The sequence below is a fragment of the Streptomyces sp. NPDC043996 genome (genome assembly GCF_056435225.1).
On the sequence record NZ_JBWKEY010000008.1, the window covers coordinates 176,598 to 199,340 of the forward strand.

The window sequence follows — 22,743 nt, forward strand, 5'->3', positions numbered from 1 at the left end:
ACCGTTAGTAGGAGGACTGTCTTGAACCGTGTCCCGCGCTTGGCGACTGCCGCTGTCACGGCACTCGCGCTTGCGGTGGGCCTGCCGGAGCTCGCGTTCGCGTCGCCGGACCAGCCGCGCGCGCCACGCTCCGCGGACCGAATAGCACCCGGTCAGCCGACCGGATTCGGGGACCGGCTGCCGCCGGGCTGGGAGCTCACCGGTGACGGCGCCGACCGGCACCTGGTGTGGCGCGCGCCCGAGCGGGTGCCCATGGGCGACGCCCGCGTGGAGTTCTACGCCGGTGACCGCCTGCTCGGCCGCCCCTCGGCCGCCGACGACCAGCGCACGTTCCGGCTGAAGCTCGACGAGAGCGACGTCGGCGCGCAGGACGAGCTGACGGACCTCCAGGCGCACGCGGGCGGCCGCCGTCTCGACAAGCCGGAGGCCGCGGCGCCGCCCCAGGACGTGGCGCCCGCGCCCGACCGGCTGCCCGCCGCCGACGCCGACCCCGGCAAGCCCGGCCAGTACCGCACCGTCAAGGGCGAGTACGACCTGGACCCGGTGAAGCTGCCCGGCTTCCCCAAGAAGGTGGAGGTGCGGGCCACCGTCGTCGGCCCCAAGGGCGCCCCGGGCAAGCGCCCGCTGGCCCTCTTCCTGCACGGCCGCCACGCCACCTGCTACAGCGGCTCCGCCAGCTCCGGCAAGGTGACCGGCGACTGGCCCTGCAAGGCGGGCACCAAGCCGATCCCGAGCTACCGGGGCTATCTGCACGACCAGAAGCTCCTGGCGTCGCAGGGCTATGTGACGGTGTCGATCTCCGCCAACGGCATCAACGGCCAGGACGACGTGGCCATCGACGGCGGCGCGCAGGCCCGCTCGTCCCTGGTGCGCCAGCACCTCGGCCGCTTCGCCGACTGGTCGGCCGACCCGTCGAAGGCGCCCAAGGCCGTCCGCGAGACCGCTCCGGCCGACCTCTCGAAGGTCCTCCTCGTGGGCCACTCCCGCGGCGGCGAGGGCGTCAACCGCGCCGCCCTCGACTCCCGTTACCAGCCGCCCGCGGACCAGGACGGCGCCCCCGGCAAGGCCCGCTGGCAGGTCCGCGGCACCGTGCTGATCGGCCCCACGATCTTCGGGCACAACCCCGACCCCGACGTGCCGTCCATGACGATCCTGCCGGGCTGCGACGGTGACGTGTCCGACCTCCAGGGTCAGATCTACTCCGACGGCACCCGCGGCGTCAGCGGCGGCACCGCCCTGCACAGCTCGGTCTACGTGGTCGGCGCCAACCACAACTTCTTCAACACCGAGTGGACGCCCGGCCAGGCCGCGGCCCCGGCCGACGACGACTTCTACGGCGGCGACCGGCCCGACCCGGTGTGCTCGCCAGGACACGGCCCCCGGCTGAAGGCCAAGGCGCAGCAGCGGGCGGGCTCCACGTACATCGCGGCCGCCGCCCGCCTGTTCGTCGCGGGCGACGACAAGGCGCGCCCGCTGCTCGACGGCTCCGGCAAGAGCGCGCCCTCGGCGGGTGCCGCGCGCGTGCTCAGCCACGCCGTCGGCGGCAACCGCACGCCGCTCATCGTGCCGGACACCTCGGCGGCCGTCTCCGGCGGCCGTCTGTGCAAGCAGGTCGACGGCTCCGCCGACACCTCCTGCCTGCCGCGCCGGGCGAAGGGCAGGTCGCCGCACTTCGCCTCCTTCGACGTCTCCCCGGAGCCGGGCCGGTACGCGTACGCGATGCGCTGGTCGCGGGCGGGCGCCACGATGGCGATGACGCCCAAGGCCCCGGTGTCCGTGGCGGACGCCAAGTCGCTCGCGCTGCGCCTGTTCGTGCCGCCGAACAGCACCGGCACCAAGCTGGACGTGAGCGTCGTCGACGCCTCCGGCAAGCGGGCGAAGCTCGGCCAGGTCCGCCCGAAGGGGCTGCCCGGCACCGCGAACACGGCCTCCTACTGGGCGCGCGAGCTGCGCGTGCCGCTGACGGGCGCCGCCGACGCGGGCCTCGACCTGAAGCAGCTGAAGAGCCTGGAGCTGACCTCCGTCAGCGGTTCCGGTCAGGCGTGGCTGATGGACGCCTGGGGCTGGCGCCCCGGCACGCCGGAGGTCGGCACGTCCCCGCTGGCCCGCGTCGACGTGGGCCAGCTGACGGTCGACGAGGGCGACTCCGGGGTGCGCACCTACCGCGCCCCGGTGCGGGTGACCGGTGAGGGCGCGGGCAAGGTGCGCCTGTTCGTGCCGAAGCCCGGCTCGGACCGGTTCACGTCCAAGGTGGTGACGGTGCGTCCGGGCGACACGTCCCTGGAGGTGCCGTTCGAGGTCAAGGGCAATAAGCGCTACGGCGATCCGGTCAGCCACTCGGTGCTCGCCAAGGCCGTGCGCGGCGCGGTGGTCGGCGCGTACCACGGCGGCGTGACCGTCCGCGAGGACGACCCGATGCCGAAGGTGACCGTGAAGGCGATCGCCGACAAGGTCACCGAGGGCAAGACCCTGAAGTGGCGCGTTTCGCTGTCGGAGGTCGCGGACACGGACATCTGGTCCGGATTCCGCTTCGAGCGGGTCACCGGCGGCAAGGAGCTGTCCACGAAGGACGTGCCGCGGCGCTGGCTGAAGGAGCTCATCGGCCAGGTGCCGAGCAGCGCGAAGCCGCTGTCCAAGATGGCGGAGGACCCGTATCTGTCGGCCGGCGTCCCCGCGGGCAAGAAGAGCGTCGTGGTGAGCGTGCCCACCGTCAAGGACCGGGCGCGTGAGGGCCGCGAGTCGGTGCGGCTTCGGCTGTACACGTACGGCCCCGACTGGCAGGAGCACCGGGGTCCGGTGGTCACCGGACGGGTGAGCGACGCGTCGTAGTCACGGCGTACGCGTCAAACGAAGGGCGGGCGGCTCCGTGAGGGGCCGCCCGCTCTCGCGTTTCCGGGTCCGGTGGCTCTAGTTCCAGGGGTTGGCGGGCTGGTCGTTGATGGCCGTCCAGAAGCGGGTGCCCACCGGCACGTCGCCGTACGCCCAGAAGCTCCAGCCGCCCGAACTGCCGAGGTCGGGGCCGTACTTGCCGTCGTGGAACTCGGCCATGCGCCAGCCCTTGCCGAAGGTGTTGGCGCAGACGCCGTCGGCGACGGCGCGGCTGGTGAGACGGGTGCCGCGGACCGGGTTGCTGGCCGCGACGGTGCCCTGGGACCAGCCCGCGTAGAAGTCCGGGGTGATGCCCGCGGGCACGGGGCTGCCGTCGACCTTCAGGCACAGGACGGGCAGCGCGGTGGTCGTCGCCGTGTCGCCCTGGTACGGATCACTCAGCGGGCCGCCGCCCACACGGACGGTGCCGTTCGGCCCGTCCGCGAAGAACGTCCACGTCAAGGCCTTGGTGTTCTGGGCGCCGGACGGTTCGGCGACGGCCGGGGCCGCGGTGCCCGCGGTGATCGCGAGGACGGCGGCGCCCAGGGACGCGGCGAGCGCGGACAGCTTGATCGAGCGCAAGGCTCCTCCTCATAGCTGGTGCGGAATCGCTGGTGCGGGATGAGGACCTCAGGTGCCGGTCGTTCGAGGATTCTTCACTTTCTTCACACCGGCTCCAAGAGGCATAACCGGACATCCATGGCACCGGCCACCCCGCGCCCCACCGCCATCGCATCCCTCCAGCCGGGGGCCAAGTGGGCACAACCCGCCCGCATGGCCTCCCGGCGAGCGGGTACCAGACACGTGGGCCCCGCCGCGCTCCCCCGTCGCGGCGGGGCCTCTCGCTGCCCCGCGGGATCAGACCGCCGGGGCCGGGTAGGTCGGGTACTCCACCCCGGAGACGTGCTGGACGACGCGGATGACCTGGCAGGAGTAGCCGAACTCGTTGTCGTACCAGAGGTAGAGGATCGCGTTGTCGCCGTCGACCTTGGTGGCGCCCGCGTCCACGATCGAGGCGTGGCGCGAGCCGATGAAGTCGTTGGAGACGGCGTCGGGGGCGCTGGTGAAGTCGATCTGGCGGCGCAGCGGGGAGGTCAGCGAGACGTCGCGGAGGTAGTCGAGGACCTCGTCGCGGCTGGTCTCGCGCCCGAGCCGCAGGCTGAGGATCGCTATCGACACGTCCGGCACCGGGACCCGGATCGAGCTGCCCGTGATCGGCGCCTTGAGGTCCGGAAGGGCCTTGGCGACGGCGGAGGCGGCACCGGTCTCGGTGATCACCATGTTGAGCGGCGCCGAGCGGCCGCGGCGGTCCGACTTGTGGTAGTTGTCCAGCAGGTTCTGGTCGTTGGTGAACGAGTGGACGGTCTCCACGTGGCCGCGGAGGACGCCGAACTCGTCCGCCATCGCCTTCAGCGGCGGGACGATCGCGTTGGTGGTGCAGGACGCGCAGGACAGGACCCGCTCGTCCGGCTTGATCATGTCGTGGTTGACGCCGTGCACGATGTTGGGGACGTCGCCCTTGCCGGGGGCGGTCAGGACCACCTTGTCGATGCCGGGGCGCAGGTGCTGGGAGAGCCCCTCGCGGTCGCGCCACTTGCCGGTGTTGTCGACGAGGATGGCGTCCTTGATGCCGTACTCGGTGTAGTCGATCTCGCTCGGGTCGTTCGCGTAGATCACCTTGATGGTGTTGCCGTTGGCGACGATCGCGCTGTTCGCCTCGTCGACGGTGATCGTGCCCTGGAACTGGCCGTGGATGGAGTCGCGGCGCAGCAGCGAGGCCCGCTTGACCATGTCCTCGGCGGCCCGCTCGCCGCCGCCGCGCACGACGATGGCGCGCAGCCGCAGGCCGTTGCCGGAGCCCGCCTTCTCGATGAGCAGCCGGGCGACGAGGCGCCCGATGCGGCCGAAGCCGTACAGGACGACGTCGCGCGGCTCACGGCATTCGATCTTGTTGGCGCCGGTGGCGCCCGCGACGGCCTCGGCGGTGAAGGCCTCCACGGTGAGACCCCGGTCGTCGGCCTTGTACGTCGCGGCGAGCATGCCGAGGTCGATCTGGGAGGGGCCGAGGTCGAGCGCGGTCAGCGCCCGCAGGAACGGCATCGTCTCGGTGACCGAGAGCTCCTCGCCGGCTATCTGCCGGGCGAATCGGTGGGTCTTGAGGATGCTGACCACCGACTTGTTCACCAGGGAGCGGCTGTGGAGGAGGACGGTGACGTCCCGCTCCCGGTGCAGCTTCCCGATGATCGGGATCATCGACTCCGCGATCTCCTCGCGGCGCTTCCAGTCAGTGAACGAGTCTTCGTTGACAGTCACAGGCTTATCTCTCGATCGAGCTAGGCGGCGCTCATATGCTAACCCGACACTCGACCGCCCCCTCAGCGCCCCCTACGCGCCCCCTCCTCCCGCTAGGGCCCACCGGTATTGCACTTAGTTCAAGTTGATCAGGAGGAGAGGGCGGCGCCGGGTCAGAAGTCGTCGGCGCTGCGCACGCGCTCCCGGATCCAGACACCGGCGGGCTTGAGCTTGCCGGTGCCGGTCCAGGGGCCGTTCGCGCCGCACGTGCCGGTCTTGTAGACGGCGCCGGTGCGATGGTCGTCGGAGAAGTTCCAGTTCACCCAGCTGATCTTCTTCGAGGCCATCAGGTCCAGGTACTTCTGCGACATGGCGAAGTCGTTCGAGCCCTCGCCCGCGTAGTTCTGGGTGCCGAACTCCGTGACGAACACGGGGAGTCTGGCGGCCGCGCGGGCGAGCGTGTTCAGATACTCCTCGCGGTGCGAGTCCGCGTAGAAGTGGAACGTGTACATGATGTTGGCGGCCTTCACCGGGTTGTTCACCACCTCGGTCTCGTCGGCGCCCTCCGAGACGCCGAACGAGGACCAGGCCCGGGTGCCGACCAGGACGGGCGCGTCGCCGTCGATGCCCCTGATGACCGGGATGATCTGCTCGGCGTAGGACTTGATCCGGCTCCAGCTCACCCCGCTCGGCTCGTTGGCGATCTCGTACAGGACGTTGTTCTTGCCCTGGTGGCGCTGGGCGATCTCGGTGAAGAACGTCTTGGCGCGGGCGAGGTTGGCGTGCGGGTCGCCGGGGTCGAGCATGTGCCAGTCGACGATCACGTACATGCCGCGCGCGGTGGCCTGCTCGATCAGGGAGTGGGCGAGGTCGGTGAACTTGCGCGGATCGGAGGCGTAGCCGCCTTCTTGGACGTACGTCGAGACGCGCAGCACATCGGCGTTCCAGTCGCCCGCGAGGGCGTCGAGGGAGCCGCTGGTCAGACAGTTCGCGTACCACTGGGTGCCGTGGCTGCTCATGCCGCGCAACTGGATGGCCTTGCCGTTCTTGTTGCACAACCGGGTGCCGCAGACGGTGAGTTGACCGTTGGCGGCGACCGGGGTCGCGGCCGCAGCGCGCGGGGCGGCGCGATCGCCGGTGGGACCCGGGGCGCTGGCGGCGACGGACGAGGCGGCACCGAGGACGCCTGCGACGAGGGCGGCGGCGAGGGCGGCCGCCGGGCGGACTGGTCTCATGGGGGGACTCCAGACCGTTGAAGGATAGGAACCTTTCCTAACTGTTGGATACCAGCGACGGGAGCGACTCACAAGGTCCATGACAAAAGTGGGGCGGGGGGTGCGCGTTCCCGCAGCCGGGTGGGGCCGGGGCGTTGCCCTGTCCGGCTCCCTTACGTGGGGCTAAGTTGTGCGGTATGAGCAACCTTGATCGGCAGGCGACCCCGTCCCTGTGCGGCGGGCGCGGGTTCGTCGTCGCGGAACCCGTGCGCGAGCTGCTGAGCCCCCGCAACGTCAAGCTCGGCGAGTCCAGCGAGGTGCGCAGGCTCCTGCCCAACCTCGGCCGCCGCATGATCGGCGCCTGGGCGTTCGTTGACCACTACGGGCCCGACGACATCGCCGACGAGCCCGGCATGCAGGTGCCGCCGCACCCGCACATGGGCCTGCAGACCGTCAGTTGGCTGCACGAGGGCGAGGTCCTGCACCGGGACAGCACCGGCAGTCTGCGCACGATCCGCCCCCGCGAGCTCGGCCTGATGACGTCCGGGCGGGCCATCAGCCACTCGGAGGAGAGCCCGAAGTCCCACGCCAGGTTCCTGCACGGCGCGCAGCTCTGGGTCGCCCTGCCCGACGCCCACCGCCACACCGACCCGCGGTTCGAGCACTACGCCGAGCTGCCGGTCGTCACCTCCCCCGGGCTCACCGCCACGGTGCTCCTCGGGGACCTCGACGGCGCCGTGTCCCCGGGCACGACGTACTCGCCCCTCGTCGGCGCCGACCTCGCCCTCACCGCGGGCGCCGACGTCCGGCTCCCGCTGGTGCCTGACTTCGAGTACGGCGTCCTGGCCATGTCCGGGGAGGTCCGCGTCGACGGCGTGCCCGTCCTGCCGGGCTCGATGCTGTACCTGGGCTGCGGCCGCACCGAGCTGCCGCTGCGGGCCGAGTCCGACGCCGGGATCATGCTGCTCGGCGGGGAGCCGTTCGACGAGGAACTGATCATGTGGTGGAACTTCGTCGCCCGCACCCAGCGCGAGATCGAACAGGCCCGCGAGGACTGGATGACGGGCTCCCGCTTCGGCGAGGTGAAGGGCTACGACGGCGGCCCGCTGGCGGCCCCGGAACTCCCGTCGGTGCCGCTGAAGCCCCGGGGGCGGGTGCGCTGAGCGGGGACCCCTTCCCCGCCGACGCGTGCGTAAGCCTCCGGTCAGCCCAGCCAGGGCCAGCTCCGTAGGTGACTCAGGACCGGGTGGCCGTCCCGCACGCCCCTTGGCTGTCCTCATGCGTGCCCGTGTCCAGCGGCTTGCTCCGGTCGTACGGGTCGACCTTGCGGCCGTCTCCCCGCCCCGCGGCGTGCTCGGACCCGAAGGCGGGGACGAAGTAGCCGGTGGTGTTGTCGCAGCCGCCGTTGGTCGTGTCCGACTTGTAGGAGACGAGGGAGAACGTTCCCGGCTTGGTGACCACCTTGGCCGGGTCGTCCCAGCTCAGCACGAGCTCGCGGCGCACGATGGTCCGCGCGACGTCGTCGCCGCCCGCCGTGGCGCGTACGACCGGATACACATAGGTGACATCGGCCGTCACCTCGAGCGCACCGCGCTCGCCCTCCCGGTAGGTGACCCGGCCCCGGGTCTTGACGACCTTCCCGACCAGCCGCGCCTTGGCCGGGGCGAAGCGGCTGAACAGCAGCAGCGGGTCATCGTCCCGGACGGGCGCGCGGAACGCGGTCGCCAGGTAGTCCTGGACATCGCGCTGGTGCGGATTGATCAACGCGATCGCCTTCCTGGGCCGCTCCCCGCGCAGCACCCCGGAATCCAGGTTGGCCGCGGTGAGGAAGTCCTGCGTCCGGGCGAGCGCTCGCGCGACCTGCTCCCGGCCCATCCAGCCGGTCGCCCGCGCCGCTGGCACGTCCACCCCCTCCGCCCCGTTGGCCCACCGCGCCGCGGGGGAACCCTTGAACGGGGCGTCCAGGGTGGGCGATTGGCCCGCCCCTCGCGCAGACGGCCCAGACTCACTGTCACCGCCTCCGCCACCGAACCACCCCGCCACCCGATCCGGAGCCACCGCCACGACCAGCAGTCCTAGCGCGACCAGCAGTCCGACCACGTACCAGAGTATGCGCCGGGGCCGCCGGGCCGGCTGGTGCGTCCGCCAGCCCTCCGGCCGCCCGCCCTCCCCGCGCAGTCGCTCCGTCACCATCCGAGCCCGCGCCGAATGCTCCTTCGGCGCCCCGGGAGTCCCCGCCTCCGCATCCCGCAGGAAGCGCTCCCACTCCTCGTCCGGTATGGACGGTCCGCCGTTGCCCACGATCTCTTCCCCCACTTCCCTCCCCGCCCCCTCCTCAGGGACGGTCACCACGCGCCCACATGAGCGGCACCACATCATCACTCTGTGACCGTGGCGGCGGATCAGCGGGGCTCGTCCGGTGACGTGGCCGGGAGGCGCAGGGGGTCCCGGGGCTCGGGCGTGGGGCGGGGGCTGGACTCGGGGTGGTGGAAGTGGTCGAGCAGCGGGCCGGTGATGACGGTGGTGACGACGGCCATCATGACCATCGCGGTGAACATCTGGCCGTCGAGGGCTCCGATGCCGAGGCCCACGTTGAGGATGACGAGTTCCGTCAGGCCGCGCGCGTTCATGAGCGTGCCAAGGACGGCCGCCTCCCGCCCGGTCGCCCCCGTGAGCCGGGCCGCGCCCGCGGCGCCGAGGAACTTCCCGCTGCACGCCACCACGAGCACGGCCAGCAGGATCACCACGCCCTTGCCGCCGAGTCCGCCGAGGTCCACGGCGAGGCCCGTGACGACGAAGAAGACCGGCAGCAGGAGCAGACTGGTCTGCTCGATGCGCTCGGGGATCTCGGGGGCGCTCGCGTCGACCTCGGCCCGGGGCACGACGGCGCCGAAGGCGAAGGCGCCGAACACCGCGTGCAGCCCGATGACCTCCGTCGCCCAGGCGCTCAGGAGCAGCCCCACGACGAGCACGGCGTGGGTGACCAGGGCCCCTGACCACGGCCGTGCCGGGGCCAGCGCCCAGGCGAGGGCGGGCCGGACAAGCCAGACCAGGCCGACGAGCAGCGCGGCCGACGTGAGCGCCATCCGGGCGAGCGGCCAGGGGCCGGAGTCGTCCGCGAGCGCGACGACCAGCGCGAGGATGATCCAGGCGAGGACGTCCTGGATGGCCGCGCAGGCGACGGCGATGGCCCCCACGGGGTCCTTCTGGAGGCCGCGTTCGCTGAGGATGCGGGCGAGTACGGGGAAGGCGGTGATGGACATCGCGGCCCCGAGGAACAGCGACGGCACCAGCAGGCCTTCCGTCTTCATCTCCGACCGCACGAACCAGGGGGACAGGGCCACGGCGAGCGCGACGCCCAGGGCGAACGGCAGGGCCACGGAGCTCAGCGACACGGCCGTGATCCGGCGGCCGTGGTGGCGCAGGTGGGAGGTGTGGAACTGGTAGCCGACGCCGAACATGAAGAGCACCAGGCCGAGTTGGGACAGGGCCTGGAGGAGGGGCCTGATGTCGGCGGGGAAGAGCGTGTCGACGAGGTCGCCCGGCAGCAGGCCCAGCACGCTGGGCCCCAGCGTGATGCCGGCGATGATCTCACCGACGACCGCTGGCTGCCGGGCGCGCTGGGCGAGCGTGGCGAAGACGAAGGCGGCGGCGAGCACGAGGGCCAGCGCGCTCAGCAGGCTCGCCGTGGTGGCGGATGAGGACCCCGCCGCGGCGATGTGTGCACTCACTGTCCGGCTCTCCGTTCGCGGTCCGGCGGGTCGCTGCTATCCGTGGTGCAGCCTGCGCAGGTACTCATGGGTCGACGGCAGCGTCTCGACGAGTTCGGCCTGTCGGCGTTTGATGTCGGCGAAGACGGCCTCCGACGCCTCGACGGACTCCGGCCGCAGGGACAGCGACGGCAGCGGATGGTCAGGGAGCAGACCGAGCCCCGTGAAGATGCAGTAGTAGCTGGAGTTGTTCCAGAAGTTCCGGAACTCCGCCTCGAAGTTCCCGTAGTAGTTCGTCTCGTCGACGATCGGCGTCTCCACGGAGAGGCCCGCCTTGTATATGTTCACCTTCTCGGTGAAATCGTCGGAGAACTTCAGTTCCTTGCAGGCGCGCCAGAACGGCGTGTCATCGCGGGGCGAGAAGCCGAAGTGGCCCTGGATGAAGTCCCGGGTGTCGTCGAACATCTTCTCCACTTCGATGTTGAACCGGTCCGTGAGGATCGGCTCGAAGCGTTTGTCGGGGAAGTGTTTCACCAACTGGTAGAGGCTGGCGTAGATGAAGTAGATGCCGGTGGACTCCAGGGGCTCGACGAAGCAGGAGGAGAGGCCGATGCCGACGCAGTTGCGCACCCAGGCCCGCCGGTTGCGGCCTACCCGGAATTTTATCTGGTTGAGCGGCTGCGTCTCCGGGTCGAGGTTCCACATCCGGCAGAATTCCTCCGTCGCGGAATCCTGCGACTGGAATCGGCTGGAGTAGACGTAGCCGGTGCCGAACCTGCCGAGCATGGGAATCTTCCAGGTCCATCCCGAGGACATCGCGATGGCGGAGGTGTACGGTTCGATGCCGTCCTTGTCGTCGTCGTTGGGGACCGCGGTGGCGACCGCGCTGTCGTTGAGCAGATAGTCGCTCATGTCCAGGAACGGCTCGCGCATCAGCTGGTTCATCAGCAGGCTGCGGAAGCCGGAGCAGTCCACGAACAGGTCGGCGGCGAGGCGGGTGCCGGTCTCGGTGTTGATGGCCGTGACGAATCCGCGGTGGTCGATCTCGGCGTGGGTGTAGCGGTCCTTGACGTGGGTCACGCCCAGCTTCCCGGTGGCGAAGCGGCGCAGGTAGTCGGCGACCAGGTTGGCGTCGAAGTGCCAGGCGTAGGTCGTCCACCTGGTGCCGTCGAGGTGGCAGGGCGCGAGGTTGTGGTCGAAGACCGCGGGCTGTACGTAGCAGGAGCGGTCGAAGGGCTCGGCGCTCGCGCCGGCTGCCTTGCGGTACGTCCAGTAGTGCGACAGCGGCAGGTTCTCGTGGTCGGGCAGCAGCCCGAAGAGGTGGTCGAAGGAGTCGGCGGGTCCTTCAGCCGGGCGCCGCGCCGAGCGCTCTCCGGCGCCGGGAGTGCGCCAGTTGATGAACCTGATGCCCATCTTGAAGCTGGCATTGCACTCGCGCATCCATTCCTCTTCGGCGAGGCCGAGGAAGTCGAAGAAGACTTTGTGCAGGTTCGGGATGGTCGCCTCGCCCACGCCGATTTTCGGGATCGCGGGCGCTTCCAGGAGCGTGATGTTCACCTGGGGGCCGAGCGCCTTGCCGAGATAGCACGCCGACATCCAGCCCGCGGTACCACCGCCCAGAATTACGATGTCCCGTATCCGGTTGTCGTCCATGGGGCACTCCTTGTCTTGGTCGCGGTACGAGAGGGCTCTGTGGAATCCGAAGGTTTCGGAGCCGGGCGGCCAGTGCTACGTTTTCTGTGCTTCGGCGCCTGAGGCATTGCGCCGCGGTGGTCCTCCGGGTCACCGCTTGGCCGTTTGGCGATGCTCCGTTCCCGTCAGTCGAGATCCTCCCGCGTCACGTCCGTGGATGATTCCTTCATGGGTGTGGCATGCGACCGTTGGCTCGATGCCAGCAGAAAGAGGGCAGGAATGACAGAGTCGATCGAACACAGGGTCAAAGCGGCAACGAGGGGCGAGGGATTCCGCGCGATGATGCGTGGTTTTCCGACGGGAGTGGCCGTGGTCACCGCGCTCGATCTCGAAGGTCACCCTTGGGGCATGACCTGCTCGTCGTTATGCAGTGTCACGCTCGAACCGCCGACCCTGCTGGTGTGCCTGCGCGGGAAGAGCCCGACGCTTGCGGCCATTTTGGACCGGGGGGAATTCGCGGTGAACCTGCTGCACGCCGACGCGCAGACGACGGCCGAGCTGTTCGCGTCGGGCGCCCAGGACCGCTTCGACCGCGTGCCCTGGCATCTCGACGGCGACTGCGCGGGTCCGCATCTGCGCGAGGACGCGCACGCGGTCGCCGACTGCTGGACGCGTACGCCCCAGCCCGTCGGCGATCACGTCATCGTGTTCGGTGAGGTGTACGGGGTCACCAACGGCTCGCGCTGTCGGCCGCTGCTGTACGGGCTGCGCCGCTACAGCGTCTGGCCGCATTCCTGAGAGCACCGCGGCGGGCCCGCGCGTCACCTCTCCCCCGTCCCGGGCGTGGCGCGGTGACCGCTCGCGGGCCTGGCTTCGATGACGTGGTAGTCGGGCAGCCCTTCGGCGGCCGGTACGGCGGTGGCCGCGACGAAGGTGAACCCGGCTGCTTCCAGGAGCGCTTGGTACTCCCGCGCCGTGCGTTCGCGGCCGCCGGTGTAGACGAGGTTGTTCAGGTCGGTCAGACCGAAGCTGGCGGAGTCGGCGGGGGTGAGCAGCGGCGGCATCACGGTCTCGAACAGGAGCAGCCGGGCGGTGGGGGGCATGGCGTCCCGGCACCGGGTGAGCAGGGTGACCGCCGTGTCGTCGCCGACGTCCCGGATCAGGTGGTTGAGCAGATAGGCGTGGGCGTCCGTGCGGACCGGGCCCGTAAGGTCGCCCTCGACGACCTCGCAGCGCTTGCCGACCCCGGCCGCGTCGAGCGTGGCCCTGACGCCGTCGACCGCGGTCGGCAGGTCGTACAGCACGCCGTGCAGTTCGGGGGCGGTCGACAGGAGGGCGGCCATGAGGGCGCCGTCGTCGCCGCCGAAGTCGACGACCGTGCCGAAGCGGGTGAAGTCGTACACCTCGGTGAGGCCGACGGTGAACTCCTGGGTGGCGCGCGCCTTGGCCTCGCGGTACAGCGCCGACATCCGCGGGTCCCGCAGCGCCGTCTCGTGGGCCGTGAGCCGGGTGCCGGGGTGCCGCCAGGGCTCGCCGGTGCGGACGACGTGGGTGAGCGCGCCCCAGGCCTGCCACAGCTCGGGGGTGAGGGACAGCAGGACGTCGTCGTGGAGCGAGTCGGGGGTCCCGGTGCGCAGCTGGCCGCCGAGTTCGGTGAGGGCGAACCGGTCGGCGTCGAGCTGTTCGACGAGGCCGATGCCGACCAGGGCGCGCAGCAGGCGGCGCAGCGCGGCCGGGTCGGTGCCGGTGCGTTCGGCGAGTTCGGTGTATCCGTGCGGGGTGTCCGCGAGTGCGTCGGCGAGGCCCAGTTCCGCGGTCGCGTGCAGGAGCTGCGCGGTCACGTAGCCGGACACCATGGCGGGAAGGGGGGACTGCATCGTGGTGTCTCCCTCGTCAGGTGGTGTGGAGGGGGAGCTTGTTGACTCCGATCATGTCGGGGGTGTTGAAGAAGCTGGGCGGGTTGTCCGGGTCGGTGCGCAGCGCGGGGAAGCGGTCGAGGAGCGCGTTCAGCGCGATGCGCCCTTCGAGGCGGGCGAGGCCCGCGCCGATGCAGAAGTGGATGCCTCCGCCGAAGCCGAAGTGCGGGTTGGGGTCCCGGGTGGGGTCGAAGCGGTCGGGGTCCGGGAACTGCAGGGGGTCGCGGTTGCCCGCGCCCAGCCACAGGAACATCAGCTGGTCCTTCGGGATGTGCTGGCCGCCGACTTCGACGTCGGTCTCGGTGGCGCGGGTGAGCACCGTGGCGGGCGGCAGGAGGCGCAGCGCCTCTTCGATGGCGCCGGGGATCATGGACCGCTCGGCGCGTACGCGCTCCCGGTGCTCGGGGTTCGCGTCGAGGCACAGCATGGTGTTGCCGAGCACCATCGAGGTGGTGATGTGCCCGGTGATCAGCATGATGTTGGCGATGTTGATCGCTTCGTTGTCGGTGAGGCGCTCGCCGTCGATCTCGGCGGTGGCGAGGATGCTCATCAGGTCCTCGCGGGGGCGGCGGCGGCGCTCGGCGATGTGTCCGGCCAGGTACTCCAGGAGCGGTTGCAGCCGCTCGGTGCCCTCGCGGATGGCCTCGGGGCCTTCTTCGGTGTCCAGCGATGTGAAGCCGCTGAAGCTCTCGATGACGTTGTCCGCCCAGCCCTTGAACTGGTCGCGGTCGCTCGCGGGGACCCCGAGGAGTTCGGCGACGACGATGACCGGCAGCGGGTACGCCAGGTCGGCGACGAGCTCGATGTCGGGCTTGCCCGTGACCGCGTCGAGCAGTTCGTCGGTGATGGCGGCGATCCGCGGCCGCATCGCGGCGATCCGGGCGGGTGCGAAGGCGGGGGTGAGCAGCTTGCGGTACTTGCGGTGGGCCGGGGGGTCCATCTGGGAGAGGTCGCCCTCCATGAGGGAGGCGTCCACGCTGACGGGCAGCAGGCGTGCCGTACCGGAGGAGAAGGTCCGGTAGTCGTTCAGCATCTCGCGGCACTCGGCGTATCCGTAGACGTTCCACAGGTTCTGCGTCTCGTCGAACTCGATGGCCGCGTCGGCGCGTTCGCCGCGCAGCCAGCGGTGCTCGGGATGGATGTGCCACCGGTCGACGACCGAGGTCATGGCGGGCTCTCCCTTCGCTGGGCGGGTCAGTTGACCAGGACGGGCAGGCTGTCCATGCCGCCGGCGTCGGCGATCTGGATGAACGAGGGGGGACGGTCCGGGTCGGTGCGCAGCGTCGGGCAGCGGTCGAAGAGCACGTTCACCGCGGTCTTGGCGACCATGCGGCCCAGTCGTCTGCCGACGCAGAAGTGGACGCCGCGGCCGAAGCCCAGGTGCGGGTTGGGGGTGCGCGCCGGGTCGAAGCCGTGCGGGTCGGTGAAGACGCGCTCGTCGCGGTTGGCGGCGCCCGTCCACACCATGACGATCTGGTCCTTGGGGATGCGCGTTTCGGCCACGACGACGTCGGTGTTGGTGGCCTTGCCGACGCCGGAGATGGGCGAGACGTACCGCAGCGACTCCTCGATCATGGAGGGCACCAGTGAGCGGTCCGCGCGGACCCGTGCCGCCTGGTCGGGGAAGGCGTCCAGGATCAGCATGGTGTTGCTGAGGAGCATGGACGTGCTGTGGTGGCCGTTGATCACCAGGCGGTTGGCGATGTTGAACACTTCGATCTCGCTCAGCTTCTCGCCCTCGACCTCCGCGTGCACGAGGTGGCTGAGGAGGTCGTCGCCGGGCTCGTGCCGCCGTATGTCGGCGAGGCCGGTCCAGTACGTGCGCATGTCGCGGAGCAGGTCGAAGGCGCGCTGGAGTTCGTGCGGCTTCTCCTGGACGGCCTCGGGCGGCTCGAAGTCCCCGGAGTCGTCGACCATCTGCTGGGACCAGTGGTGGATGCGGGCGCGGTCCTCGCGCGGCACCCCGAGGAGTTCGCAGATCACGGTCAGCGGGAGCGGCGTCGCCAGGTCGGCGACCAGGTCGAAGCCGTCCTTGCCCGCCAGGCCGTCAAGGGTCTCGTGGACGAGGGCCTCGACGCGGGCCTCCAGGTCGGCCACGAGCTTCGGCGTGAAGGCGAACTCGACCAGGCCGCGCACCGTGCGGTGCTCGGGCGGGTCCATCTGGGAGAAGTCGCCCGCGCAGATGTCCGCGGGCAGTTCCTCCACGTCGAGGCGCCCGCAGTTGTTCGAGAACACCGAGGGCTGGGTGAGGATTTCGACGGCCTCCGGATAGCCGTAGACGTTCCACATTTTCAGGTTCTCGTCGTAGTCGACGATCTTATCCGGACGTTGGCCCCGCAGCCATAAGTGTTTCGGGTGGACGCCCCATTCGTCAACGTGCATTTTCGAACACGTCCTTCCGGGGAGTTTCTGAAAATGCAGGCGAGACCATCGTTCAAGAGGCGCTTCTCAGTGTCAAGGAATCGCTTCGACTCTCGCTGTGGCAGCGCTCTTCCAGAAGTCGCGGGTGCGGCGACCTGAGGACGTCCCTTTTCCCGCAGGGCCGAACGTGAATTCCTGGCCCGCCGGGGGCGGACCGAAGGTGTGCGGGCCCGCGGTGACGTCGTCGGCGCGCTCGTCGGGCCGCCCGCCCACGACCGCGCCCCGCCTCAGCCCCGGCCGAGGGCGCGCAGTACCGCGTCGGGCTCGTCCGTCAAGTACATGTGCCCGCCGGGCATTTCGCGATAGCGGAAAACGCCCCTGGTGACCTCGCGCCACTGCCGCGCGTGCTCCCTGGTGACCAGGGTGTCGTGCGCGCCGCGCAGCGAGGTCACCGGCACGTCGAGCGGTTCCCTCGAGGTGGGCTTGTAGTTCTCGTGCATGGCCACGTCGGCGCGGAGCGAGGGCAGCAGCAGGTCCCGCAGGTCGGGGTCGTCGAACGCCGCGTGCCGGTACCCGGCGAAGTCCTGGACGCGGGCGAGGAACTGCTCGTCGTCCAGGCCCGTAGCCCGGTCGTCACGCCCGGCCCACGGCCCGGGCGAGCCGCTGACGCAGAGGTGCGCGAGGCCGGTCTGGCCGAGCCGGACGAGTTCGCGGGCGATCTCGTACGAGAGTACGGCGCCGAGGCTGTGTCCGAAGAGGCCGAACCGCGGGACGTCCGCGACGAGTTCGGCGACCTGGAGGGCGAGCTGGGCGGCCGCCTCGACGACGTCGGTGAACGGCTCCTCGCAGAACAGCTCCTCGCGGCCCGGCAGTTGCACGGGCAGCACCGTGACGCCCTGGTCCTGCCTCTTGCCCCAGGCGCGGTAGAAGCCCGCGCCGCTTCCGGCGAAGGGCAGGCAGACCAGCGGGAAGGACACTGCAGACATGATTCCTCGCTAAGGCGTTCCCGTGGACGGTGGTGGCGCCGCGGCCGGACGTGCCGCGACGGTTTCGCGGTCCCGCGTGCCGAGCCGGCCCATCAGCGCCGCCACCTCCCGATGGGCGGTGGACCCTTCGCACGCGAACGAGGCCCGGACGCGCTCCCGAATGTGCGGGGGTTGCTCCTGGCTGAGCTTGAACATGCCGTCCGCGAGGGAGATGGCGATCCGGAAGGCGCCGACGCCGGGCAGAATCCGGCGGAAGTACGCGAGGGATTCCGTCATGGACCAGTCGGCCCCGAATTCCCGCTCGTAGGCCCGAACGGTCTCCTGGACCGTCGCCAGCGTCTCGTCGGCGCAATCGACTTTACGCAGCACTCCCGTGATATGGACAGCGGTGAAGTTCCAGGTGGGCGCCGCCGGCCGGGTCTCGTACACCGTGGGCGAGACATAGGCGTGCGGTCCGCTGAACGTCACGGCCACGGGAGTAACGGGGCCAAGGGCACGCCAATGGGGGTTCTTCCTGTTCATGTGCCCCCACAGCGTGACGCCGGACAGTGTCGTCAGGGGCTCCCCCGCGTACGGGTCGATGATGATCGGCACATGGGTCACCCAAGGGGTGCCTCCTGCCGCTCCATTGCTCACCAATTGGGCCAGTGGGTTCCCGCGTACAAGATCCACGTTCCAGGACTCTTCGGGTTCGCGGTAGACGCGGGGAACGAACATGTGGCGCTCCTTCCGCTCTCACTGCCGAGGCGGTCTCCCGCCGCCGGGCCGTTCGGGCTTTAGGTGAGGTGGGGCCGGGTGATGTCCTGCTGCCGGGACATCGCGGGCCGCTCCGTCGAATGGCCCCGGATTCGGAGGCGGAGACCTCGGTCATTGCCTGCCGGTATCCCGGGGGCACCTGGCGTCGTTCGCCGGGGCATGAGCGTGGATACCGTACAGACGAATGCCCGCCATTGCCAGGATCATTTCGTGGACGGGTGCGGTGGGCGCGGCGATCAGGGTAACCAGCCGGTCTCGGTGGCGATGCGGACGGCGTCGACCCTGTTGCGCGCATTCAGTTTCGCCACCACCGCCGTCAGGTAATTGCGAATCGTACCGACCGACAGTTGTAGGGCGGTGGCGATCTCTATGGGTTCGGCCCCCTGCGCGACGTGCCGCAGAACCTCGGCCTCCCGCTCCGACAACGGATTCTCACCGGCGTCCCAGACGAGCGTGGCCAGTTGGGGATCGACGAGGCGGTGGCCGTTGGCCACCTCGCGCACGGCCTCCGCGAGCCGTTCGGAGGGGGCCGTCTTGAGCAGCAGACCAGCCACGTGTGCCGTGCGCGCCCGCAGCAGCACGCCCGGTCGCACCAGGCCGGAGAGGATCACCGTCCGGCAGGTCGGCAGGGCCTCGTACATCGTCTCCGCCAGGGTGAGGCCTTCGACCCGGGCGATGTCGAGGTCGATGATCGCCACATCGGGCTTGCATTCCAGGGCGGCCGGAATGACGAGTTCGACGCGACCGATGCTGGCCACCACTTGAAGGTCACGTTCCGTCTCCAGTAAATTCACCAGTGCCCCACGGACCATGTGTTGCTCATCGGCGACAAGTACTCTCAGCACCTGCATGGTTCACCTCTTGCCTCATCAGGACATACCGGGAACGGCCACCCCGTTCGGGAGACCCCGTCGAAGCGGGGCGGGCCGTGGGTGTCTGGTGGACCTTCGAAGGCTCGCTGTGGAACGCTCCGCCGCTTTCCGGCGCGTCCATCAACCGGACCACGCTGGTCGGCGTGGTCGGCGGGACGCGGTGCGACGAGAGGAAGAGGCGCGGCCTCGAAGAAAGGCGTGGGCGGACCTTTCGACCGAGAGGATCACGACTCGACTCGGTGTCGTCATCAGATTTTCCCCGTATGATCGGAACGGCGCCTCAAAGCCGTGGAACTCAGACCGGCCGAACTCGGACCGGCCGAACTCAGACCGGTCGAACCCAGACCGGCCGCGAGACGAAACGATCGCTGTGGAGCGGAAATCCGAGTCCTTGGCGTGCACCGGATCCTTGCGGCGGTTCCACCGCGGCTGATGCCAGTTCGAACGGCAGGCAGGCTGATCACTATGTGTGCAACTCCCCTCTTCTCAGAATCTCCGCGCCGGGCGTTATCAGCGAAAGTGATCCGAACGAGCAGGACTTCATCCCCGGAGTGAGCAGTGGGCGCCGTGCACGCGAGCGCGGCACCGGACCGGGAACGAGCATGGAGCCCCTCGGTAGTCGAGGTCTCACCACCCGTACCTCGATGTACCGTGAAAGGGCTCCAGGTGACTGTCCATCATGCCACGCCCGATGTCTTCGGGGAAGCGCGGTGCCCCCCGGGGAATCTGGTGCGGCACGTGGCTCATTGCTGCCCGGTAACGCCGTATCAGCGACCACGGCATTTCGTTCACGACTCACCTTTCCCCGGCCGCACGCCACGATCTCCCGGCCGGCCGCACCCCACGAATGCCGGACGCACGACGGCTGTACGCACGACGGGGCATACGACGGTCGTACGCACGGCGGTCGGGGCGGCCGGTGTTCCGGCCGCCCCGACCGTGCTCGCTCTCGCCTGCCCGCCCGGTCCTATCCGGTGCGCTGCAGGGCCTTCTCGCGGTACTCCGCGACGCGGGCGCCCGACTGGCGTCGCGCCATCTGGCGCAGGACGAGCGGAGCGAGGATCAGCCCCAGGGCCGCCCACGCGCTGAGGACGCCGAGGGTCTCCCAGTGCCGCCAGGAGTCGCCGATCTCGACCACGACCATGTCGTCGGGCAGCAGCGCGGACCGCATGCCAAGGCCCAGCCAGTACACCGGGAAGACCTGGGCGATCCACTGGAGCCAGTCCGGCAGCGAGGTGATGGGATAGAAGATCCCGGAGATGCCGATCAGGCCCATGACGGGGACCGACATGGCGCCCGCCGCCCGTGGATTGGACACCAGGGCTCCGAGGACGGCCCCGATGGACTGGGTGGCCACGAGCCCCAGGGCGAGGACCCAGGCCAGCATGAGCCAGGACGTCACCGCGTCGAGCCGCAGCCCGTCGACGATGAACGCCCCGGGGATCAGCAGGATCGCGAGGTACACCACGATCGACCCGGACGTGGTCACGAGCTTGCCCAGGAAGTAGGCGCGGATGCCGTGCGGCAGCGCCTTGGCGCGCAGCAGCGTGCCGTCCTCGCGCTCCACGGTGAGGTACTGGATCATGAGGAGCATCCCCAGCGCGATGAACATGCCCAGGACCCCGGGCATCACGAGGGTGCCCAGCTCGAATCCGGAGTCCTGGAACTCCCTGTCGCGCAGGAAGAAGACGGCCGTGAGGGTCGCCACGGGCCACAGCAACTGGTTGATCAGCTCGGCGGGCTCGAACGCCTGGCGCAGCTCGACGAGGCCGCGGGAGAGGCCGGAGCGCATGGGTGTCATGGCGGGATTCATGGAGTCGGCACCTTCACCTCGTCGGCGCGGGTCTCGGATCGGCCGGACTCGGCCTCGCGCACCAGGAACAGATAGGTGTCCTCGAGCGAGGACCGGTGGACTTCGAGGTCGGCGACGGCCTCGCCGTGCCGCTCGAACAACTCGCGGACGAACCGCGTGGAGTCGCTCACCGAGCGCACGTACTGCTGGCCCTCGACGGACCAGCGCACCTCGTCCTCGCCGACGAACTTCTGGGCGAGCTGGCCGGCGGTGCCGTCGGCGACGATCCGGCCCCCGTTGAGGATGATGATGCGGTCGGCGAGCTTCTCCGCCTCGGCCAGATCGTGCGTGGTCAGCATGATCGTGGTCTCCTGCGTCGCGACGACCCCCAGGATGAGGTCGTGGAACGCGCGCCGCGCCTCCGGGTCGAAGCCCGCGGTGGGCTCGTCCAGGAAGAGGACCTCGGGGCGGCCGACCAGGCCGATCGCCACGTCCAGGCGTCGGCGCTGCCCGCCGGACAGCATCCTGACCTGTTTGTCGGCGTGTTCGGCCAGGCCGACGTGGTCGATCAGCTCCGCGACGTCCCAGGGGCGCGGGTTGTCCGGGGTGGAGTATCCGGCGTAGTAGGTGCCCATGTGGGCGAGCAGTTCGCGCACCCGCCACTTCGCGTGGTCCCGCCAGGACTGCAGGACGATGCCGACGCGGGCCCACCAGGCCTCGCCGCCGTGCTCCGGGTCGACCCCGAGGACGTCGACGTGCCCGGCCGAACGCCTCCGGAAGCCTTCCAGGATCTCGATCGTGGTGGTCTTACCGGCCCCGTTGGGGCCCAGCATGACGAGGACCTCGCCCTTGCGCGCCTGGAAGTTCACGTCTTTGAGGACGTCGTTGGTGCCGTAGCGCATGCGCAGCCCGTCCACCTTCAGGACGACTTCGTCGCTCGGTTTCATCGGCTTGCCTCTCGTGTCGTGGTGTAACTCGTTCATCGGGGCCGTCCCTTGAGGAAGGTGGTCGAGGGCCGAGGCCTCGGCCGCGCGTGAGCCGCTGGGCGGGGGCTGGCGCGGCGAGGGGGCGAGGCGAGAGGGCGCGGGGCGTCCGCGAGCAGCGCGAACCGCCGGTCGGCCGGGGTGGGGCCCGGCGCTCCACGGCACCGGTCGCGGTGAGCGGTGAGCGTGGAGCGCCGGGCGGCGGGGCAGGTCGCCGCGGGCACGGTCGCGCCGTCCGGCACGGGGGTCCGGCACGGGGGTCCCGCACGGGGGTCCGGCAGCTGACCTGACACATGGTCAATTGAAGTGGTGGGTCCAGATGCTGGGGAAACAACGCCCGGCCTCGGCGGGGCTTCCCGCTGGCCGGGCGGGCACGTCTCGGCGCGCTACGCCTAGATCTGGTCCTCGCGCAGGGACTGCTCCAGGCGGTCCCGCAGGGCGCCACGGTCGACCCCGGCGACGTCCAAGGCGCGGGGAACCGTGCCGAACTCCAGGCGCAGGAGGCCGAGCAGCAGGTGCCCCGGCTGGAGGTCCTTCTTGCTCTGGGCGGCCACCATGCCGCGCTCCAGGGCCAGCTTGGCGGACTGGCCCATCTTCGAGGGGGGCGTGGCGGACACGTGCGGCGCGGGCAGGTCGCCCTCGGCGATCGACACGCCCGCCACCTTCAGGCTCTCCCGGAACTCCCGCCGCAGCGCCTCGCGGATCGTCCGCTCGTCGAGCCCGACCGAGTCAAGCATCCGCCCCGCCGGGCTGTCGCGCTCAGCGGCGATCGACAGGAGCAGGTGCTCCGCTTCGATGGTCGCCGAGCCCGCCTCCTGGGCTTCGCGCGCACCGGCTTCCATGATGGCTCCGGCGTAGTCGCCGAAGGGCTGCCGCTTCACTTCATCCTCCTCTTCAACGCGACGCCGACGTCGATCAGGCGCCGGGCGTGCTTCTTGTGGACCGCTTGTCGTGTCACGCCGAGTGCCTCGGCGACTTCCAGCCAGCTCCAGCCGGACCGCATGGCCTTCTCCACCGCGGAGTCCTCCATCTGATCGGCCAGTCGCCGTAGCGCCACCACCGCCGCCAGCTGCTCGGCGGGGTCCTGTGACACGGCTCTCTCACTCACGCTCGCCATGTAAGCAACTTAGGTTGACTGCTGGGGCTTGTCAAGTCAGGTTGCTTAGCGCTCGCCGCCCGGGACCGGATGATCACCGTCCGCACAGCGGGAGGAATTCACGCCTTTCCCATGAGAATTTCACGACCAAGGCATGAAGTTTGCAATGGCGCATATGCGTTTCTCTCGTGCATACTGTACCCGGCTACAATTCGGCCGCACGTATTCCTGTGCACACACCGCATATCGGAGGGAACATTTCCCA

The 22,743-nt window shown here is 70.0% G+C and carries 19 protein-coding genes; 3 read left to right on the forward strand and 16 right to left on the reverse strand.

Annotation, left to right across the window (positions count from 1 at the left end):
- The first annotated feature begins 21 nt into the window (after positions 1-21).
- A complete protein-coding gene (locus tag AC07A4_RS22285) occupies positions 22-2,829 on the forward strand; it encodes an alpha/beta hydrolase (RefSeq protein ID WP_478601330.1) in 2,808 nt (935 codons plus the stop codon).
- A 78-nt stretch (positions 2,830-2,907) separates the two neighbouring features.
- Here the strand turns inward: AC07A4_RS22285 and AC07A4_RS22290 are convergent, their stop codons facing one another.
- The 3 genes from AC07A4_RS22290 to AC07A4_RS22300 form a co-directional block, all read right to left on the reverse strand.
- Entirely contained in the window at positions 2,908-3,450 is a 543-nt protein-coding gene (locus AC07A4_RS22290; RefSeq protein WP_478601332.1) for a hypothetical protein, read from the reverse strand.
- A 276-nt stretch (positions 3,451-3,726) separates the two neighbouring features.
- On the reverse strand, positions 3,727-5,181 hold the full coding sequence (locus tag AC07A4_RS22295; RefSeq protein WP_478601334.1) for a glyceraldehyde-3-phosphate dehydrogenase: 1,455 nt from the start codon (positions 5,179-5,181) through the stop codon (positions 3,727-3,729).
- Positions 5,182-5,333: 152 nt separating this feature from the next.
- Entirely contained in the window at positions 5,334-6,395 is a 1,062-nt protein-coding gene (locus AC07A4_RS22300) for a glycoside hydrolase family 5 protein (RefSeq protein ID WP_478601336.1), read from the reverse strand.
- A gap of 176 nt (positions 6,396-6,571) precedes the next feature.
- On the opposite strand from AC07A4_RS22300, the gene AC07A4_RS22305 reads away from it, so the two are divergent.
- Entirely contained in the window at positions 6,572-7,537 is a 966-nt protein-coding gene (locus AC07A4_RS22305; protein WP_478601338.1) for a pirin family protein, read from the forward strand.
- Between the two features lie 73 nt (positions 7,538-7,610).
- On the opposite strand, the gene AC07A4_RS22310 is transcribed toward AC07A4_RS22305, so the two are convergent.
- The 3 genes from AC07A4_RS22310 to AC07A4_RS22320 form a co-directional block, all read right to left on the reverse strand.
- Positions 7,611-8,675 carry a hypothetical protein gene (locus AC07A4_RS22310; protein WP_478601697.1) on the reverse strand — a complete coding sequence of 355 codons (1,065 nt, stop codon included), beginning with the start codon at positions 8,673-8,675 and terminating at the stop codon, positions 7,611-7,613.
- Positions 8,676-8,776: 101 nt separating this feature from the next.
- Positions 8,777-10,105 (reverse strand): cation:proton antiporter, encoded by a 1,329-nt coding sequence (locus AC07A4_RS22315; protein ID WP_478601340.1) that lies wholly within the window; start codon positions 10,103-10,105, stop codon positions 8,777-8,779.
- A 36-nt stretch (positions 10,106-10,141) separates the two neighbouring features.
- On the reverse strand, positions 10,142-11,737 hold the full coding sequence (locus AC07A4_RS22320; RefSeq protein ID WP_478601342.1) for a tryptophan halogenase family protein: 1,596 nt from the start codon (positions 11,735-11,737) through the stop codon (positions 10,142-10,144).
- 258 nt (positions 11,738-11,995) lie between these two features.
- Here AC07A4_RS22320 and AC07A4_RS22325 point away from each other — a divergent pair, with 258 nt between their 5' ends.
- Entirely contained in the window at positions 11,996-12,514 is a 519-nt protein-coding gene (locus AC07A4_RS22325) for a flavin reductase family protein (RefSeq protein ID WP_478601344.1), read from the forward strand.
- A gap of 23 nt (positions 12,515-12,537) precedes the next feature.
- Here AC07A4_RS22325 and AC07A4_RS22330 read toward each other — a convergent pair whose 3' ends face one another.
- The 10 genes from AC07A4_RS22330 to AC07A4_RS22375 all read right to left on the reverse strand — a co-directional run bounded on the left by AC07A4_RS22330 (position 12,538) and on the right by AC07A4_RS22375 (position 22,499).
- Positions 12,538-13,593, reverse strand: coding sequence for a methyltransferase (locus AC07A4_RS22330; RefSeq protein ID WP_478601346.1), 1,056 nt, complete (start codon positions 13,591-13,593; stop codon positions 12,538-12,540).
- A 16-nt stretch (positions 13,594-13,609) separates the two neighbouring features.
- Entirely contained in the window at positions 13,610-14,800 is a 1,191-nt protein-coding gene (locus tag AC07A4_RS22335; RefSeq protein WP_478601348.1) for a cytochrome P450, read from the reverse strand.
- Between the two features lie 26 nt (positions 14,801-14,826).
- Positions 14,827-16,014, reverse strand: a complete 1,188-nt coding sequence (locus tag AC07A4_RS22340; protein ID WP_478601350.1) for a cytochrome P450 — start codon at positions 16,012-16,014, stop codon at positions 14,827-14,829.
- 266 nt (positions 16,015-16,280) lie between these two features.
- Complete coding sequence (locus AC07A4_RS22345) at positions 16,281-16,979, reverse strand: thioesterase II family protein (RefSeq protein WP_478601352.1); 699 nt, start codon at positions 16,977-16,979, stop codon at positions 16,281-16,283.
- Between the two features lie 9 nt (positions 16,980-16,988).
- Positions 16,989-17,696, reverse strand: coding sequence for an FMN-binding negative transcriptional regulator (locus AC07A4_RS22350; RefSeq protein WP_478601354.1), 708 nt, complete (start codon positions 17,694-17,696; stop codon positions 16,989-16,991).
- 275 nt (positions 17,697-17,971) lie between these two features.
- Positions 17,972-18,586 (reverse strand): response regulator transcription factor, encoded by a 615-nt coding sequence (locus AC07A4_RS22355; RefSeq protein ID WP_478601356.1) that lies wholly within the window; start codon positions 18,584-18,586, stop codon positions 17,972-17,974.
- Positions 18,587-19,574: 988 nt separating this feature from the next.
- On the reverse strand, positions 19,575-20,420 hold the full coding sequence (locus tag AC07A4_RS22360; protein ID WP_478601358.1) for an ABC transporter permease: 846 nt from the start codon (positions 20,418-20,420) through the stop codon (positions 19,575-19,577).
- A complete protein-coding gene (locus tag AC07A4_RS22365) occupies positions 20,417-21,382 on the reverse strand; it encodes an ABC transporter ATP-binding protein (RefSeq protein ID WP_478601360.1) in 966 nt (321 codons plus the stop codon). Before AC07A4_RS22365 ends, AC07A4_RS22360 begins: the two co-directional genes overlap by 4 nt.
- A 392-nt stretch (positions 21,383-21,774) precedes the next feature.
- Positions 21,775-22,263 (reverse strand): Clp protease N-terminal domain-containing protein, encoded by a 489-nt coding sequence (locus tag AC07A4_RS22370; RefSeq protein ID WP_478601362.1) that lies wholly within the window; start codon positions 22,261-22,263, stop codon positions 21,775-21,777.
- The gene (locus AC07A4_RS22375; protein ID WP_478601364.1) at positions 22,260-22,499 is read right to left on the reverse strand and encodes a hypothetical protein; all 240 of its coding nucleotides are present in this window, start codon (positions 22,497-22,499) and stop codon (positions 22,260-22,262) included. The genes AC07A4_RS22370 and AC07A4_RS22375 overlap by 4 nt, the downstream gene beginning before the upstream one ends.
- Positions 22,500-22,743 lie beyond the last annotated feature (244 nt).

Coding starts and splice junctions, on each gene's coding strand:
- AC07A4_RS22300 (WP_478601336.1), bottom strand. CDS start 6,395: ATGAGACCAGTCCGCCCGGCGGCCGCCCTCGCCGCCGCCCTCGTCGCA.
- AC07A4_RS22305 (WP_478601338.1), top strand. CDS start 6,572: ATGAGCAACCTTGATCGGCAGGCGACCCCGTCCCTGTGCGGCGGGCGC.
- AC07A4_RS22320 (WP_478601342.1), bottom strand. CDS start 11,737: ATGGACGACAACCGGATACGGGACATCGTAATTCTGGGCGGTGGTACC.
- AC07A4_RS22325 (WP_478601344.1), top strand. CDS start 11,996: ATGACAGAGTCGATCGAACACAGGGTCAAAGCGGCAACGAGGGGCGAG.
- AC07A4_RS22330 (WP_478601346.1), bottom strand. CDS start 13,593: ATGCAGTCCCCCCTTCCCGCCATGGTGTCCGGCTACGTGACCGCGCAG.
- AC07A4_RS22335 (WP_478601348.1), bottom strand. CDS start 14,800: ATGACCTCGGTCGTCGACCGGTGGCACATCCATCCCGAGCACCGCTGG.
- AC07A4_RS22340 (WP_478601350.1), bottom strand. CDS start 16,014: ATGCACGTTGACGAATGGGGCGTCCACCCGAAACACTTATGGCTGCGG.
- AC07A4_RS22345 (WP_478601352.1), bottom strand. CDS start 16,979: ATGTCTGCAGTGTCCTTCCCGCTGGTCTGCCTGCCCTTCGCCGGAAGC.
- AC07A4_RS22350 (WP_478601354.1), bottom strand. CDS start 17,696: ATGTTCGTTCCCCGCGTCTACCGCGAACCCGAAGAGTCCTGGAACGTG.
- AC07A4_RS22355 (WP_478601356.1), bottom strand. CDS start 18,586: ATGCAGGTGCTGAGAGTACTTGTCGCCGATGAGCAACACATGGTCCGT.
- AC07A4_RS22360 (WP_478601358.1), bottom strand. CDS start 20,420: ATGAATCCCGCCATGACACCCATGCGCTCCGGCCTCTCCCGCGGCCTC.
- AC07A4_RS22365 (WP_478601360.1), bottom strand. CDS start 21,382: ATGAACGAGTTACACCACGACACGAGAGGCAAGCCGATGAAACCGAGC.
- AC07A4_RS22375 (WP_478601364.1), bottom strand. CDS start 22,499: ATGGCGAGCGTGAGTGAGAGAGCCGTGTCACAGGACCCCGCCGAGCAG.